This window comes from candidate division KSB1 bacterium (assembly GCA_034506395.1).
In the GTDB taxonomy this organism is placed as follows: domain Bacteria; phylum Zhuqueibacterota; class Zhuqueibacteria; order Thermofontimicrobiales; family Thermofontimicrobiaceae; genus Thermofontimicrobium.
Window position 1 is genome coordinate 91,086 of the sequence record JAPDPQ010000001.1, and the last position, 15,781, is coordinate 106,866.

Below are 15,781 nucleotides of genomic sequence, written 5' to 3' on the forward strand. Positions count from 1 at the left end.
GCGGCAAATTGCACCGGTTTTCTCAGAAGTGATAAAAGCGACGTTTCACCTCTCTTGGTTATTTAACCAATATAATAACCTACTAACTTCATGGTTCAATTCATCGAGCGGGCCGTCATTGTAAATCACTATGTCGGCCCGTTTTATTTTCTCCTGCAGCGGCATTTGTGCGGCAATTCGCTTCATGATCTCTTGTCGTGACAAGCCATCCCTTTTCATTAGTCTCCGAATCACTGTTTGTTCTGAGGCAGCTACCACAACGATCACATCGAATTGCTTTTCCACGCCAGCTTCAAAAATCAATGCAGCCTCCACACCTGCAAAACGAAATTTTCCTGATCGCTCTAAATTTTCCAATTCATTTTTTTGATATTTGATCACATGGGGATGCACAATTTGGTTCACAAGATGCTTTGCCTTTTCATCGTTGAAGATTATCTCAGCCAATCGCTTGCGGTCAAGTTTACAATTTGGGAGATAGATTTCATCGCCGAATGCTCGCTTGATATCAGCCCGAATTTCAGGATCACTTTCCATCAGCTCCCGCGCCACGAGATCGGCGTGGATGATAGGGATCCCATTTTGCTCCAGCAACCGACAAACCTCCGATTTGCCACAGCCAATTCCCCCAGTTATGCCGATCTTGATCATAATCTTTACCCCCAACTCGCGACCAGTTCAATTCAACTCAAGGCAAAATTTTTTTCGATGTAGCGCTCAATATTCATCAATCTTGCTCGTCATGGGTTTGAATTTCAGACCAAATCTTTTAATAAAGATAATAAATAATAATTCTCATTTCAACAAGATTTTCCGCAAAATGAAAATTTTCGCTTTTATTTAATATTAGAACAAAATGTACCCTCGTCGATGATCTCCGATTTGAGATAAGCTGGTTGGTCATTTTTTCGGGGAAATCGGGCTTTTCATCCACTCATCTGTCGAGGCAGAGAAAAATCTAAATGGTTTAGTTTGAATTCCCGGAACGATGAAAGGCCAGTTTTCTTGAAGCCATAGCATTACCTCAGCGCAAATACCCATGCTTGCGAGCAAGCTATCCAGGAATTCCCTCCTTCGCTATCTTTTCAACTGCTGCAATAAAAGCATCCAGCTCATCCAAACGAGTGTAAACATGGGGCGTAACGCGAACGCCGCGAAATTGTTCATGCACAATCGGTGTGGTATAGATTTTATATTTGGCGAATAAATGATCGCAGATCTTGCCTGGATCTAAACCTTCGATGGCGAAATTGCCTAGGCCGCAGGATTGTTCTCGTTGCAACGAAGTGATCATTTTCACCGTCGGAAACTTGTTGACGCGCTCAGCCCAATAATTTTTAAGGAATCGCAGCCGCTCTTCCTTTCGTTTTGCCCCAATTCCATTATGAAAGTGGATCGCCTCAGCTATAGCTAATTCGGTAGGAAACGAACGAGTACCCAGCGCCTCGAATTTGCGGATATCGCTGCTGTTCGGATCCTCTGGGGCGAACAAAGGCCAGATCTTTTCGATTTTCTCTTTCTTCACCCACAAAATGCCCGTGCCGAACGGTGCGCAAAGCCATTTATGCAAACTGGCGCCAAAATAATCGCAATGAAGCTCTGGAATTTTATAATCCAAATGGGCAAAAGAATGGGCGGCATCCACGATCACCTCGATCCCATGGGCATGTGCCATATCGCAGATCTCGCGCACTGGGGTGATCTGTCCGGTCAAATAGATAATGTGGCTAATCATGATGATCCGAGTTTTGGACGTAATTCCTTTTTCCAGCGCTTCGGTGATCTGACTGAGATGCGCTGGTGGAGTTGGAATGCTGACGGTTTTTATGGCGATACCGTCACGTTTTTGTCGCTGGCGCCAAGCACGCATCATACTGGGATATTCCTGATCTGTAACCAACACCTCATCGCCGCGTTTCAAATCAAGCCCGAAAATCACCGTCTCCAGCGCTTCAGTGGTATTCCGCACAATGGCGATCTCCTCAGCCGAGGCGCCCGAAAGCTCGGCCAATAGGGATCGGATGGTCTCACGTCTTGGGCCAAGCACGTTCCACATGGTGTGAGCAGGTGCTTCATTGGAGAACTCATTGTATCGGACCAGTGCCTCTTGAACGATCCTCGGCTGCGGACTCACACCGCCATTATTCAAGTTGATGATCCCCCGTGTAGTAGAAAACGCCTGTTGCACCTGAAACCAAAAATCCTCCTGTTCCGCGGCTGCTGCTGGGGTCAAATGATCGATCTGACTCGCTGCCGCCGCTATCTGTTTCGCAACACAACTATTATAGAAAACCCCAGTAAGCATCACGCCACCAGCAATACTGCCCAGATGATTAAGAAACATCCTTCGGGATTCATTCATCATTATTTACTCCTTCTGTTTTTGGGAACAAAGATTCATCCAAAAAATAGAGCGCAAGCAAGGTGGTTGCAATGACTATTAGACGGTTATCATGAATTTAAAACCATAAAGATTAGCTTTTTTGGAATATAGTCAGCTCATTATTAAAAAGCAAGCAAGATTAACTAAGAGTTTCGTCGAGTGATCAATTTTGAGACACAAGCTATTTTTTGGTTCAAAATTAGACATTCGATTACAATTCTGTCAGCGCAAGAAGTATCCAAAAATATCAACTTATCCAGATTTCCTTTCATTGGCACATATCTTGCATTAGATACTAATAGCAACAGGAAATTTAATGAAGCGACTGAAAAGGAATAGTGGAATGAAAAAACGGCACGTTACGATTATAAACCGAAAGGAAATTTCTGGAGCATTGAATCGCTATATCACCGACAAATTGTTCGAGTCCCGGATATTGGAGCTTCCTCAGCAGGCAATGCAGCGGATGTCATTGACTCCAGATATCCCACTTTCCAGCGGAAAAAAATAGACAGCATGCAATAGGATCGCTTGTATCTCTGTTACCCTCCAACCCCTTAGACACCCCCCTGGTCTGAGGGGTTTTTTTTCTTGACTTGTGCTATAGCAAAATGCATCAGAAGAATTCTTCAATTCATCAAAAACATTTCATTCCTTAATCCTAATTTTCATAGGCAGCAATTATATCAGGCTTCATGAAAATTCTTCAGGAATCGCCCTCAAAATTGTTTCACCATGGTCAAACTGAAACTGAAAAGCTCGATTTTTTTATCTTTTTAAATTTTTGCTTGACTATTGTCGGCTTTATTGTTATTATACGACCAATTTGTTCAAAGAAAATTATTTCGAAATCATGCACAATAAAATGAGAATCCAATATTATTCGGAGGGAGATTTTCATGGCAGTTACTAATTTAACTGAGATGTTTCTCGATACAGTCCAACGCTACGGCACAAAAACCGCTTTGATGCACAAGGTGGCAGGGCAATATCAGTCGATTAGTTATCAAGAATTTGGGGCGATCGTGAAAGACCTTGCATTGGGATTAGCGTCGTTGGGGGTTAAGAAAGGCGATCGGGTGGCGCTGTTATCGGAAAATCGGCCGCAATGGGCGTTTTCGGATTTCGCCATCTTATCCCTGGGCGCTATCAATGTCCCAATTTATCCATCGCTTTTGCCAAAACAAATCGAGTATATTTTGAATGACTCGGAATCGAAGATTATCATCACATCGACAAAAGATCAAACAGATAAGGTGATCCAGATTCTCAGCGAGCTGCCCGTGCTGAAATATGTTGTGTATATGGATGATGAAATATCGCATCCCAAGGCTTTATCTTTTCAGCAAGTCATGGAACGGGGCAAGGAGTTCGGTAGCCAACATCCAGAATATTATGATCAGGTGACACGAGCGATTCAGCCTGATGACCCTGCTGGGATTATCTACACATCTGGAACAACGGGAAGTCCTAAAGGCGCCGTCCTGACGCACAAAAATTTCTTATCAAATGTCCAAGGGGGTACAGCAACGCTTCATATCGGCCCAGAAGACACCTTTTTATCGTTCTTGCCATTATGCCATGTATTTGAACGCATGGGCGGACATTTCTGCCCAATATCAGTTGGCGCAACGATCGCTTATGCCGAGAGCATCGATACGGTAGCGCAGAATCTGGTTGAGGTGAAGCCCACCATTATGACCAGCGTACCGCGGTTGTTCGAAAAAATGTATGCGCGCGTGTTGGACAATGCCCGAGCCGGTGGCCCCATTAAGCAGAAGATCTTCGACTGGGCGATCAAAACTGGGGAGAAATATGTGAAGGCCAAAAGCAAAGGAAAAGTGGGCGCGGTGCTTCAAGCAAAATACAACCTTGCCCATAAATTGGTCTTCAGCAAGTTACATGAGCGCGTCGGCGGGAGATTAAGGTTTTTTGTGTCTGGTGGCGCCCCGTTGCCCAAAGAGATCGGCGAATTTTTTCACTATGCTGGGATCAAGATTTTGGAAGGCTATGGCCTTACCGAAAGCTCGCCGGTCATCGCCTTAAATCCAGAAGATAAATTCAAATTCGGTACAGTAGGACCAGCATTGGTCAAAGGCGGCGTTGAGATTAAAATTGCCGATGATGGCGAGATCCTTACCCGTGGGCCTCATGTGATGAAAGGTTACTACAAAAAGCCGGCCGAAACCAAGGAGGCAATCGATGCCGATGGTTGGCTCCACACTGGCGATATCGGATATTTGGACGAAGACGGATACCTCACCATAACCGATCGCAAAAAAAATATTATCGTGACCTCAGGAGGAAAGAACATTCCGCCAGCTCCCATCGAGAATTTATTATTAACTAGTCCCTTGATCGATCAGGTCCTAGTGATCGGCGACAAGCGAAAATTTCTGTCTGCTCTTATCGTCCCGAACTTTGAGTTAGTTCAGAATTACGCTCAAGAGCAAAATATTCCATTCAAAGACAACCAAGAACTGGTGACCAACCCACAAATCGTGCAGTATATCGGCAAGGAGGTTGAGCGACTCTGTGCTAATTTGGCGCGTTTCGAACAGGTGAAAGCATTTCGCCTGATGCCTAAACCGTTCACTATAGAGGAAGGTGAATTAACCCCAACCCTGAAGATCAAAAGAAAACTGGTTGAAGAAAAATATGCGGAGTTGATCGATTCGATCTATGCCGAATGAGCTGGAAATCGCTCGATCGGACCCGAAAATGATTCGGACTTAGCTTTATCTAACCTTCCGAAAATTCACGCATTTTTTGATTCGATCCATCAGTTAACAAAAAAATCTCTTGATTCGAGGCGATGCATCCAAACGCATCGCCTCTGAGGGGGAAAGAGGATTCGCAATCAGTCATTATTTTCTATTTTGCGGGAATCTATAAAATCCTTACCTCAGACTTCTCCAGAACCATCCAACGAAACATGGGGACAAGGAAACTCCCCGATTTTCATTTTTAGAATTCCATGTAAATCCTCATGTTTAGCAGGACAAATTTTTCAATTTTCAATGAATTCATTTTTTCCCAGCAATTCTAATTTAACACCTGCTATTTGAACATATTTCAATTCACGCTCAATATCAATTTCAGACGGGCTGCTAAAGTGAGGACTAATTAACCCTGTCTTTTTGTAAATCAAGCTCGTTTTTTAAAGAGATTGAAAAAAGCTGCAAGCATTCCCGAAGATACCTGCAAGATAAGCAATTTCGAAATTCAGCACTTCCAAACTTCAGATGCCATCTAGAAATTTCAATCGGCGATTCCGAATCTTTTATCGGATTCTTTCATCGAAATAGAAGGTCGAAAATAGATAGTCCAAAGAACTTCGTTCCAGAAATTGGCTTTCAACTTCTGATTCAGTCAGAAAGAACTCATAAACAACTTGAAAGGAATTTGTTATGCCAATCACTAAGAACACCACCATCGCAGAAATCGTCTTTCAGTATCCAGAGCTGATTGAGCCATTACATGAAATTGGGTTATACTGTTTCTCTTGAGGTGGCTCCCCAGCCTGGGGAACGCTTGCGTTGCAGGCGCGATTGAATGGAATCCGAAATATTGATGAGATTATAGATCGGTTGAATCAGATTTTAGCTGAGCAGCAAAGGACAGCCGCTGAGCAATTGGAACGAAGCTGAGATTGCTGATTACTACCCAATAGGCTTCTCTGAAAAATGAAAAAACCACCTCTGAATTTGTTTTGGGTGGTTTTTTATTTGTTTGCTATAGATCAAAATAATGGGATTAACGATGCATCCAAGTCCCCCTTGCGGTTTACTCATTATTCATCGATGATCATGGACAGTGAGATGCGACCAGTTTCGGGTTTCACGGACAATACTTTCACTTTTACGTTTTGCCCGACGCTCACTACATCGGTCGGCTGCTTGATGAATCGTTTCGCCATCTGGCTCTTATGCACCAATCCATCCTGCTTGACACCGATATCAACAAAGGCGCCGAAATCCACTACATTCCGGACCGTTCCCTCCAGCACCATGCCCTCCTTGAGGTCCTCGATTTTCAGCACATCCCGGCGGAAGATCGGCTTGGGCAATTCATCTCGCGGATCGCGATTGGGTTTGGCCAGGCTTTCGATGATATCCTGCATCGTAGGAATACCAGTGCCACAGATTTCAGCTAATTTTTGCACCGACAGTTTTTTCAGCCGCATCCGTTGTTGCAATAATTCCCCATGACCGCGAACCGCCGTGCTATCCAGTTCTAATTCCTGAAGCAACCGCTCAGCAGCTTGATACGATTCAGGATGAACTGCGGTCATATCGAAGAAATTTTCAGCATTGGGAATCCTCAAAAATCCCGCACATTGGGTGAAAGCCATCTCTCCCATTCCCTTCACTTCGAGCAATTGCTGGCGATTTTTGAATTCACCGCGCTCATTTCTTGCCGCCACAATGTTCTCCGCCAGCCTGCTATTGATCCCAGCGACATATTTCAGCAGTGCTTTGGAAGCAGTATTGAGATTCACTCCAACAAAGTTCACACACGATTCCACCACTTGATCCAACATCTGGCTGAGCTTCGCCTGATTCACATCGTGCTGATAAAGCCCCACGCCGATGGACTTGGGATCGATCTTTACCAATTCTGAGAGTGGATCCAACAAACGCCGAGCGATGGATACAGCCCCGCGCATCGCAACATCCAGGTCTGGAAATTCCTCCTTGGCAAGCGGCGAGGCGGAATAGACGGACGCCCCAGCTTCATTGACGATAATATACGATAGATCACCATCGTACGCCTCGATCGTCTCGATCGCCAAAGTTTCGGTCTCACGAGAGGCGGTGCCATTGCCGATGGAAATGATCTGAACGTGATGCTTTTTGACTAATTCCAACAATTGATCTTTGGCTTGTTGCCATTGGCGCTGCGGCTCATGCGGATATATAGTCGCTCCCTCAAGAAATTTACCGGTCGGATCGATCACGGCCACCTTGCAGCCAGTCCGATAGCCAGGATCAATACCCATGATTGTGGCACCATGAACCGGGGGTTGCATTAATAGATTTCTCAGATTTTTGGCAAAAATTTCGATTGCATGAGCATCAGCCTGCTCGGTCAATTCACTGCGGATCTCGCGCTCGATTGAAGGCGCGATCAGCCGTTCGTAGCTGTCGGCGATAGCGGTCTTCAGTTCTGGCGTAAAGGGTGAGTTCTGATTGGTCAGATATGCTTGCTCGATACTTGCGATGCATTCGGAAATCGGCACATCCACTTTCACCTTCAAATAGCCCTCACGTTCGCCGCGATTGATGGCCAGCGTTTGATAGGGCTGAATTGTTTTGACTGGATGCGAGAATTCAGCATAAACCTCATAATTCCCCACATCCTCTTTGTTTTTTGCCTCGGAAACGACCACTCCCTTTTGCTGGAAGATAAGTCGAATGGCTTTGCGGACCTCAGCGTCGTCGGAAATGACTTCTGCACATATATCGCGCGCGCCAGCCAGCGCTTCGTCCACGGTATTTACCCCTTTTTCCGCGTCCACAAAAGATGCCAACAACCCTTGATAATCCTCGAAATCGGTTGCTAACTTTAACATGAGTTCGGCAAGAGGCTCCAATCCTTTCTCTTTTGCAACCGTAGCCCGAGTTCGTTTTTTAGGTTTGTAGGGCAAATAAAGGTCTTCCACCTCTTGCAATTTCGCGGCATCGAGAATTTTTTGTTTCAACTCTGGTGTTAATTTACCCTGTTTCTCGATCGAGTTCAATACGGTTTCCTTTCGCGCATCTAATACGCGCAAAGAACGGATGCGATCCTCAATAGCACGGATCTGTTCTTCATTTAGATTCCCTGTCATCTCCTTCCGATATCGAGCGATAAAAGGAACGGTATTCTCGCTATCGAGCAACTCAACAGTCTTTTGAACCTGCCAGACCATGAGCTTTAATTCTGCTGCAATGGTTTGAAAATGCTTTTCTCCATCCATATTGAATTTCCATATAAAAAAGACATCACTTCATGACACACCTGTCGGCTCTTGCGATCGCAGTAAACCTGCATTTCAAAGCGATAAATCAAAAAAAGAATCTCCGCAAAAAAATTTTATGCTCTGAAAAATAACCAGAAATTTAGCATGAGATCGTTTGCATTTGATCGCAGAAATAATCTCAAGAGCCCGGTTTATCCAGTTTAAAACACGATCAGCAAATATAAAATTTTTTAACTAACTTGCAAGGATTTTGTTGGTTTTTTCCCTGCTTTATATAAGAGCGCCCTTTCCAGAAGGAGCTTGACTGAAAAGGGCGTTCCCTTTGGCAAATCCAATAAGCATCGGGTTAATACTGTGAAGTCATTTTCCCGCTTAGTTATGGTTTGCCATGTTTTGTTCGAATGGGTTTAAAAGATCAATTAGCTTCGTCAATATCTCAAATTCACTTTCAATGCTGAATAGGCCATCGTATCATGCAATCCTCGATGATTAGCCTCAATTTTTGATAACTCAATGATCCAGCCATCAGGACCGGTTATCAAGTATGTGCTCATGAGCAGCCACTGGTTGAGCCACACGAGAGACATTTGTAGCAAGCACCGTTTCTAACCATGATCGATCCGCACTCAAAACATGGAGGGGCATCTGACTGGGTCTGAAAAATATGTTTCTCATAGCTCTCTCTCGCAGCATCACCTCCCTGTTTTGGTGCGTCCAAGTGCTCTACTTCAGAGTTTTTGGGTCGTTCCTCTTCTGGCAGGAATTTCAAAGCCAGCCAGCGGAAGATATAATCGAGCACGGATTTAGCGATAGGGATTTGCGGGTTTCCGGTGAAGCCCGACGGTTCAAAACGCACATGGCTGAATTTGTCGACCAATACTTTCAGCGGGACCCCGTATTGCAGGGTCATCGAGATAGCAGTAGCGAAGGCGTCCATTAAACCAGATATGATAGACCCCTCTTTTGCCATAACGATGAAAATCTCCCCTGGGGAGCCATCCTCGTACATGCCGACCGTGATGTAACCCTCATGACCTGCGATGCTGAATTTATGAGTAATGGCTGGCCGTTCATCAGGGAGTCGACGGCGATATGGCTTGGGAGGCTCTGATTTTACCGTTTCGTCGCGCGAAACACCCTCTTTGGATGTCGATAGCGGCTGCGTACGTTTCGCACCATCCCGATAAATAGCAATGGCTTTCAACCCCAGTTTCCATGCCTGGATATACGCTTCCCGAACATCGTCGATCGAGGAATTGTTGGGCATGTTGACTGTTTTTGAAATGGCGCCAGAAATGAACGGCTGGACCGCAGCCATCATTCGAATATGGCCCATATAATGAATGCTGCGGCTCCCTTTGGCCGGCTTGAAAGCACAATCGAAAACCGGCAGGTGATGTTCGGCCAGATGCGGCGCTCCTTCAATCGTATCGTTTTTATTCAAATAGTCAATGATTTCTCGACATTGGCTGTCGCTATAGCCAAGCGTCTTCAAAGCAGCCGGGATTGTTGTATTCACTAATTTCATCACGCCACCGCCAACCAGGTTCTTATATTTTAATAATGCAATGTCTGGCTCAATGCCAGTGGTATCGCAATCCATCATGAAACCGATCGTCCCGGTTGGAGCTAAAACTGTCACCTGAGCATTGCGATAGCCATGGGCTTTGCCAGCGCGCAACGCCTCTTCCCAAATATGCTGCGCCTGAGGGATCAGATCGGCAGCCTGTCCCAACGGCTGAATTGCATCGACATGCTTGAGATGTTTTTCGATGACGTGCAGCATTGGCTTTCTATTGCGTTGGAACTGTGGAAACGGCCCGAGCTTGCTGGCGATCTCGGCCGATGTTTGATATGCTTGACCTGTCATAATTGCTGTGACCACAGCGGCGTAGGCTCGTCCCTCTTCGCTATCGTAGGGCAAACCACTTGCCATGAGCAATGCGCCGAGATTCGCATATCCCAAGCCTAGCGTTCGAAATAAATGGCTGTTTTTAGTGATCGCTTTAGTAGGATAAGAAGCATTATGAACCAGGATATCTTGAGCTATGATCATGATTCGCACAGCATGGCGAAAACTGTCAACATTAAAACGGCCATCATTATTTCGAAACTTCATTAGGTTTAGTGATGCCAAGTTACAAGCGGTATCATCAATGAACATGTATTCGCTACAAGGATTGGAAGCATTGATCCGAGCACTATTGGGACAGGTGTGCCAATCATTGATGGTCGTGTCAAATTGAAGACCCGGGTCACCGCAAAGATGAGCAGCAGCCGCAATTTGATCGAGCAAATCCTTCGCCTGATAGGTATCCATAATTTCGCCAGTCGTAATTGCCCGCGTTTGCCAGGGTTTATTTTCTAATGCTGCGCGCATGAAATCATCAGTCACACGAACACTATGATTGGCATTCTGAAAGAAGATCGAGCTATAAGCCTCCCCATTGAATGAACCATCATAACCGGCATCAATGAGGGCCCAGGCTTTCTTCTCCTCATTGGCTTTACAATTGATGAATTCAACGATGTCAGGATGATCAATATTCAATATCACCATTTTGGCAGCCCGTCGCGTCTTACCACCCGATTTGATTGCCCCGGCAAAGCTGTCGAACCCCTTCATGAATGAGATGGGTCCAGAGGACTCACCCCCAGTGGAAAGCTTCTCTTTTGAGGATCGCAAGGTCGAAAAATTCGTTCCAGTACCGGATCCCCACTTGAACAGCATCCCCTCGGTCTTCGCCAACGTGAGGATTGACTCCATGCTATCCTGCACTGAATTTATGAAGCAGGCCGAAACCTGGGGCCGCGGCTCAATCCCGCAATTAAACCAAACTGGACTATTAAATGAAGCCATTTGATTGACCAGTAAATAGGTCAACTCGCGATAGAAATTATCAGCATCAGCTTCGCTGGCAAAATACCCATCCGCGTACCCCCAATTGCGGATCGTCTTTGCCACCCGATCGATCAATTGTTTGACGCTGGTCTCGCGCTTTGGCGTGCCTAATTTACCGTGAAAATATTTTGACGTCACCACATTCACCGCGGTCTGTGACCAGCTCTCTGGAAACTCAACATCTTTTTGCTCAAAAATCGTTGCGCCTTTATCGTTGGAGATCGAAGCGGTACGTCGCACCCACTTCAATTTTTCAAAGGGATGAATCCCATCCGGTGTAAATAGCGCTACAATCGATAAGCCTTTCCGCTTGCCATTGTTATTTTCCGAGTCCGTTAAGTGCAATTCCCGTGATGATGAAAGAAGGCTATCATCTGAATGCTGGGAGTTGGTGGTTGTTGGTTCACTTAGGGGCATAACAGGTCCTCCCATTTAATGTGAGATTAGTTAGATTTAGTGAATTCAAAAACGCAACGGCTTAAAATTAGGATCGCGAACAGAGGGAATAGATGAATCGACGAGAGATCCGCCTGATCTCTCCTCCATCCATTGATTTGTTTTTTGCAAAAGGATTTCAAGAATTAAATCTGCCGGCAAATTTGTTTGACTCGAAACCTTTTCCAAATCGCGGCAACAATATAATATTCTTTTTTGAAATTGTCAAGGGAAAAATTCACTATATTTTGTGGTTCTATGATTTTTTTGCCACTAAATGTGGTATATTCCTATTTATCATTGCGAAAGAGATTGGGAGGATCACTCCTTTACATCAACTTGATCATAAATAAAAATTGACTCAGCCAAATTAAAAGTGAATTCTAATATAAATCTTGATGCTCCCTGAGATCAATTTAGACAGCAATAGGTTTTTATAGTTGGTACTCCACCAAAAAATTCAATGACGCGGAACTCACTTAATTTTTTTCGAAGCTAAATTATATGGTGCTGATAAATCAGCATTCCATCATTTGCAGCGGTTGTTTTGTCATAATCAACAGATCATTTTGAGCCAATTGTTATTGCAGCCTTGCAATCTCTGATTTGATGAACTTGATGCAAGTGAACATCGTTTAATTTAAAGTCTTTTACGTCTTACAATTAATCATTCTGTTTTTAAAGGTGAATCTTGGCAAATGTTGATCATTAAGCTGGAGGGAGTTTTATGATTTCAAAAATGTTGTTGCCAGGTTTGTTGTCGCTGCTGCTCATTCCAATCGAGCTGGTCATGGGGCAGTCTGTGTTTTCTGACCGATTGGTGCATACTTATTCCATCGCAGCTCGCGATCCTGAGACTGGCGAGATGGGCGTGGCAGTCCAATCGCATTGGTTCTCAGTGGGCTCGATTGTGTCTTGGGCTGAAGCTGGTGTTGGTGCCATTGCCACACAATCGTTCGTCAACGTATCGTTTGGTCCCCAAGGTTTGGAGCTTTTGAAGCAGGGCAAGACTGCAGCCGAGGCCTTAAAAATTTTAATTGATTCAGACGAAGGCCGGGAAGTGCGTCAATTGGCCATCATTGATGCCAAGGGCAATGTGGCTGCTTTCACTGGCAAAAATTGTATTCCTGCTGCGGGACACTTAATAGGCAAGAACTATTCTGTGCAGGCCAATCTCATGTTAAACGATCAGGTATGGCCTGCAATGGCTCAAGCGTTTGAACAAAGCACTGGCCCCTTAGCAGAAAGAATGCTCGCTGCTCTTGAGGCAGGGCAACAGACTGGCGGAGATATCAGAGGGAAACAATCAGCAGCCATTTTGGTTGTCAAGGGACAATCCACTGGAAAAGTATGGGAGGATCGGTTAATCGATTTACGCGTAGAAGATCACCCAGAACCGATCCAGGAAATTCAGCGATTATTAAAATTGTATCGTGCTTATGAATATATGAATGCGGGCGATCTAGCGATCGAGAAGAACGATATCGCAGCAGCTCTTAAAGCCTATGGCACAGCAGAAACGATGTTCCCCGATAATCTGGAAATGAAATATTGGCATGCCGTATCTTTGGTCAATATCGGTCGATTGTCCGAATCGTTGCCAATTTTCAAAAGCATTTTTGAGCGGGACAAAAATTGGCTGGAACTGACGCGTCGGCTTCCTTTGGTTGGTTTGCTTAAGGTGAGCGATACTGAGTTGCATCAGATTTTAGGAGAAGAATAGAATTTGACAAAAAAGAAAAAAAATTTTATTCTGGATATGTTTTAATTTCCTTAAATTTTTATTGACTTTTAGCTCGGAATTTATTATATTGCCCGCCACAGAATGGGACACGAGCGTTTAAAATGCCTCTAATTTGTGAATTAATAGGGGCGTAAGTCTGTGGTTCGCGCGATCCTTGAGATTGCCTTTTTTTGGTGATAATCAAATCAGAATATCGTTGGAGGGGGCAAGTGTCCATTTCATTTTCGAGGGAAATTAATTCTAATCTCATCGCCTATAAAAATTTCATAGACCGAGCACTGACAAATCATTCGCCGCCCTCACTTTTGATGGCTAGAGCGCTAATTTCAGTCTCGCTAAATTCAAGAAAGGATATCCTAAGATATTCGGACCTTATACCATTAAAACAATTTTCAAATTGAAGGAGGATCCATATGCTACGGAATTATTTTATTCTCGCATTAGGTATTGTTCTGATGTTTGTGCTGGTGAGTGGTTGTGCTAAAGCGCCACAGCAAGAACTGGATGCTGCTAAGGCAGCTCTCGAAACGGCCCGTCAGGCAGAAGCGGATGTTTATCTGGCTGACGAATTCAAAGCTGCCCAGGATTCGCTCAATGCTGCTATCGCCGAAATTGAAACTCAAAATTCCAAGTTTGCTTTAACCCGCAATTACAACAAGGCGAAAAACCTGTTGTTAGCTGCTACTAACTTGGCTAATGATCTCAATTCCAGAGTCGCGGCTAAGAAAGAAGAGGTAAAAGCTCAAGCTGAACAGCTATTAACCGAGCTGCAGACAGGGTTGACTGATGCCAAAGCGTTATTGAAAAAAGCCCCCAAAGGCAAAGAAGGTCGGGAAGTTTTAGAAGCGATTCAGAGTGAGCTCACAGCAGTAGAAACCTCAATGACAGATGCTACCAATCTGTTAAACACCGGCAAATTTATGGCAGCAAAGGATAAATTAGCTGCTGCTTTGCAGAAAGTCAATCAAATTAAAGACGAGCTGAATCAGGCTATTGCGAAGAAAAAAGGCAAGTAAATAGCCAGCTTAGCGAGAGCAAAGATTTGGCGAAGAATTTTATAGGCATTGAGAAAAACCTCGGTTAACTTTAAACTGTTAACCGAGGTTTTGTTTATTAATCGACATGAAGTACCGTCATCGAATATCATCCAACTCGCTCGCTAATAGGAGAAGTTACCAGAAGATGTTTCGTCCACAGCATCGATTGTACATCATTGGAATTGGCATCTTGGTCGTGATCATTGTTCTGGTGATCATTTCAATTTTGCATCCCAAACCCCCTGTATATCAAATTTATTTAAGCCGCAAAGCGCTGGCAAAGGCGAACAGGGCTGAAGCCAATTATTACGCTTCAGAAGCTTTTCAAGCTGCCCAGAAAAGTTGGCAACGGATTTTAATGATGTGGCGCCGCGAGAACCAAAAAGCGTTCTATCGCCGCAACTATAAGCCATTGGAACAGTTGGCCAAACAAACTCAGCTATTGGCCCAACAATCCGAACGCCAAGCGCTTCGCGCACGCGATTCATTAAAAAATGTCGCTCGCATCGAGTTAGCCCTCCTACTCGATCGACTCGCCGAATTCAAAGAGCAATTCGGTCAAATGCCAATTGAAGAAGCACTTCGTCGAAACGCAATCAAGGGCGAGTTGTTGGTGCTGGAGGGCAAAGCAGCGCTCGAACGCGGTCAAATTAAACAGGCGATTCATAATTTTCAAATGGCTGAGAAACTCATCGGACAATCGGGCAAAACTACTAAAGAAATGCTCGATAATTATCTTTCGAATATCCCCTTGTGGCGGCGTTGGTCCCAGGAAACCATTGCTGAATCAAAAACAAACCAAAACGTCGCTTTAATTGTAGATAAATTCAATCGCACGCTTTATGTTTATAATCAGGGGGAGCTCATTCACAAGTATCCTATTGAGCTGGGGAAGAATTGGATGGGCCACAAACGGCAGCGTGGCGATAATGCCACCCCAGAAGGGCAATACCGGATTATTAAAAAAGTCGGTAAAGGTGGTAGCAAGTATTACAAAGCTTTGGTTTTGAATTATCCCAATCAGAGGGATCTGCAAGAATTTTTAAATGCGAAAAAAGCTGGGCAACTTCCTAAGAACGCCCAAATAGGTGGATCAATCGAGATCCATGGTGACGGCGGAAAGGGCATCAATTGGACCCAGGGCTGCATCGCATTGACCAATGAAGACATTGACGAGCTGTTTGACCTCGTCACTTTGAACACACCAGTCACCATTGTAGGTGCATTGAATGGGACAAACAATAAATCGACGAGTGCGTCGCGAAACGATCGGAAATAGGATTATCGCCTGTTTTATTGAACGTCTTCAATAAAG

The 15,781-nt window shown here is 44.6% G+C and carries 10 protein-coding genes; 6 read left to right on the plus strand and 4 right to left on the minus strand.

Features of this window, described 5'->3' with window-relative positions; genetic code table 11:
• Positions 1 to 45: 45 nt before the first annotated feature.
• Both coaE and ONB37_00390 read right to left on the minus strand, forming a co-directional pair.
• Positions 46 to 651, minus strand: a complete 606-nt coding sequence (gene coaE, locus ONB37_00385; protein MDZ7398595.1) for a dephospho-CoA kinase — start codon at positions 649 to 651, stop codon at positions 46 to 48.
• 403 nt (positions 652 to 1,054) lie between these two features.
• Positions 1,055 to 2,365: an aminotransferase class V-fold PLP-dependent enzyme gene (locus ONB37_00390; GenBank protein MDZ7398596.1), complete on the minus strand. Its 1,311-nt coding sequence runs from the start codon at positions 2,363 to 2,365 to the stop codon at positions 1,055 to 1,057.
• A 361-nt stretch (positions 2,366 to 2,726) separates the two neighbouring features.
• Between ONB37_00390 and ONB37_00395 the strand changes: the two genes are divergently transcribed.
• Together ONB37_00395 and ONB37_00400 are read left to right on the plus strand one after the other, a co-directional pair.
• A complete protein-coding gene (locus ONB37_00395) occupies positions 2,727 to 2,894 on the plus strand; it encodes a hypothetical protein (protein MDZ7398597.1) in 168 nt (55 codons plus the stop codon).
• Positions 2,895 to 3,282: 388 nt separating this feature from the next.
• Positions 3,283 to 5,076, plus strand: a complete 1,794-nt coding sequence (locus tag ONB37_00400) for a long-chain fatty acid--CoA ligase (GenBank protein MDZ7398598.1) — start codon at positions 3,283 to 3,285, stop codon at positions 5,074 to 5,076.
• A 1,100-nt stretch (positions 5,077 to 6,176) separates the two neighbouring features.
• Here the strand turns inward: ONB37_00400 and ONB37_00405 are convergent.
• Together ONB37_00405 and ONB37_00410 are read right to left on the minus strand one after the other, a co-directional pair.
• Positions 6,177 to 8,345 (minus strand): RNA-binding transcriptional accessory protein, encoded by a 2,169-nt coding sequence (locus ONB37_00405; GenBank protein MDZ7398599.1) that lies wholly within the window; start codon positions 8,343 to 8,345, stop codon positions 6,177 to 6,179.
• 553 nt (positions 8,346 to 8,898) lie between these two features.
• Positions 8,899 to 11,667 (minus strand): vitamin B12-dependent ribonucleotide reductase, encoded by a 2,769-nt coding sequence (locus ONB37_00410; protein ID MDZ7398600.1) that lies wholly within the window; start codon positions 11,665 to 11,667, stop codon positions 8,899 to 8,901.
• A gap of 92 nt (positions 11,668 to 11,759) precedes the next feature.
• Here ONB37_00410 and ONB37_00415 point away from each other — a divergent pair, with 92 nt between their 5' ends.
• The 4 genes from ONB37_00415 to ONB37_00430 all read left to right on the plus strand — a co-directional run bounded on the left by ONB37_00415 (position 11,760) and on the right by ONB37_00430 (position 15,745).
• Positions 11,760 to 12,038 carry a hypothetical protein gene (locus tag ONB37_00415; GenBank protein MDZ7398601.1) on the plus strand — a complete coding sequence of 93 codons (279 nt, stop codon included), beginning with the start codon at positions 11,760 to 11,762 and terminating at the stop codon, positions 12,036 to 12,038.
• 437 nt (positions 12,039 to 12,475) lie between these two features.
• Positions 12,476 to 13,408: a DUF1028 domain-containing protein gene (locus ONB37_00420; GenBank protein MDZ7398602.1), complete on the plus strand. Its 933-nt coding sequence runs from the start codon at positions 12,476 to 12,478 to the stop codon at positions 13,406 to 13,408.
• A 434-nt stretch (positions 13,409 to 13,842) separates the two neighbouring features.
• A complete protein-coding gene (locus tag ONB37_00425; GenBank protein MDZ7398603.1) occupies positions 13,843 to 14,445 on the plus strand; it encodes a DUF4398 domain-containing protein in 603 nt (200 codons plus the stop codon).
• 166 nt (positions 14,446 to 14,611) lie between these two features.
• Positions 14,612 to 15,745, plus strand: coding sequence for a L,D-transpeptidase family protein (locus ONB37_00430; GenBank protein MDZ7398604.1), 1,134 nt, complete (start codon positions 14,612 to 14,614; stop codon positions 15,743 to 15,745).
• Positions 15,746 to 15,781 lie beyond the last annotated feature (36 nt).

Coding starts and splice junctions, on each gene's coding strand:
- ONB37_00405 (MDZ7398599.1), bottom strand. CDS start 8,345: ATGGATGGAGAAAAGCATTTTCAAACCATTGCAGCAGAATTAAAGCTC.
- ONB37_00420 (MDZ7398602.1), top strand. CDS start 12,476: ATGGGGCAGTCTGTGTTTTCTGACCGATTGGTGCATACTTATTCCATC.
- ONB37_00400 (MDZ7398598.1), top strand. CDS start 3,283: ATGGCAGTTACTAATTTAACTGAGATGTTTCTCGATACAGTCCAACGC.
- ONB37_00395 (MDZ7398597.1), top strand. CDS start 2,727: ATGAAAAAACGGCACGTTACGATTATAAACCGAAAGGAAATTTCTGGA.
- ONB37_00425 (MDZ7398603.1), top strand. CDS start 13,843: ATGCTACGGAATTATTTTATTCTCGCATTAGGTATTGTTCTGATGTTT.
- ONB37_00410 (MDZ7398600.1), bottom strand. CDS start 11,667: ATGCCCCTAAGTGAACCAACAACCACCAACTCCCAGCATTCAGATGAT.
- ONB37_00430 (MDZ7398604.1), top strand. CDS start 14,612: ATGTTTCGTCCACAGCATCGATTGTACATCATTGGAATTGGCATCTTG.
- ONB37_00415 (MDZ7398601.1), top strand. CDS start 11,760: ATGAATCGACGAGAGATCCGCCTGATCTCTCCTCCATCCATTGATTTG.
- coaE (MDZ7398595.1), bottom strand. CDS start 651: ATGATCAAGATCGGCATAACTGGGGGAATTGGCTGTGGCAAATCGGAG.
- ONB37_00390 (MDZ7398596.1), bottom strand. CDS start 2,365: ATGATGAATGAATCCCGAAGGATGTTTCTTAATCATCTGGGCAGTATT.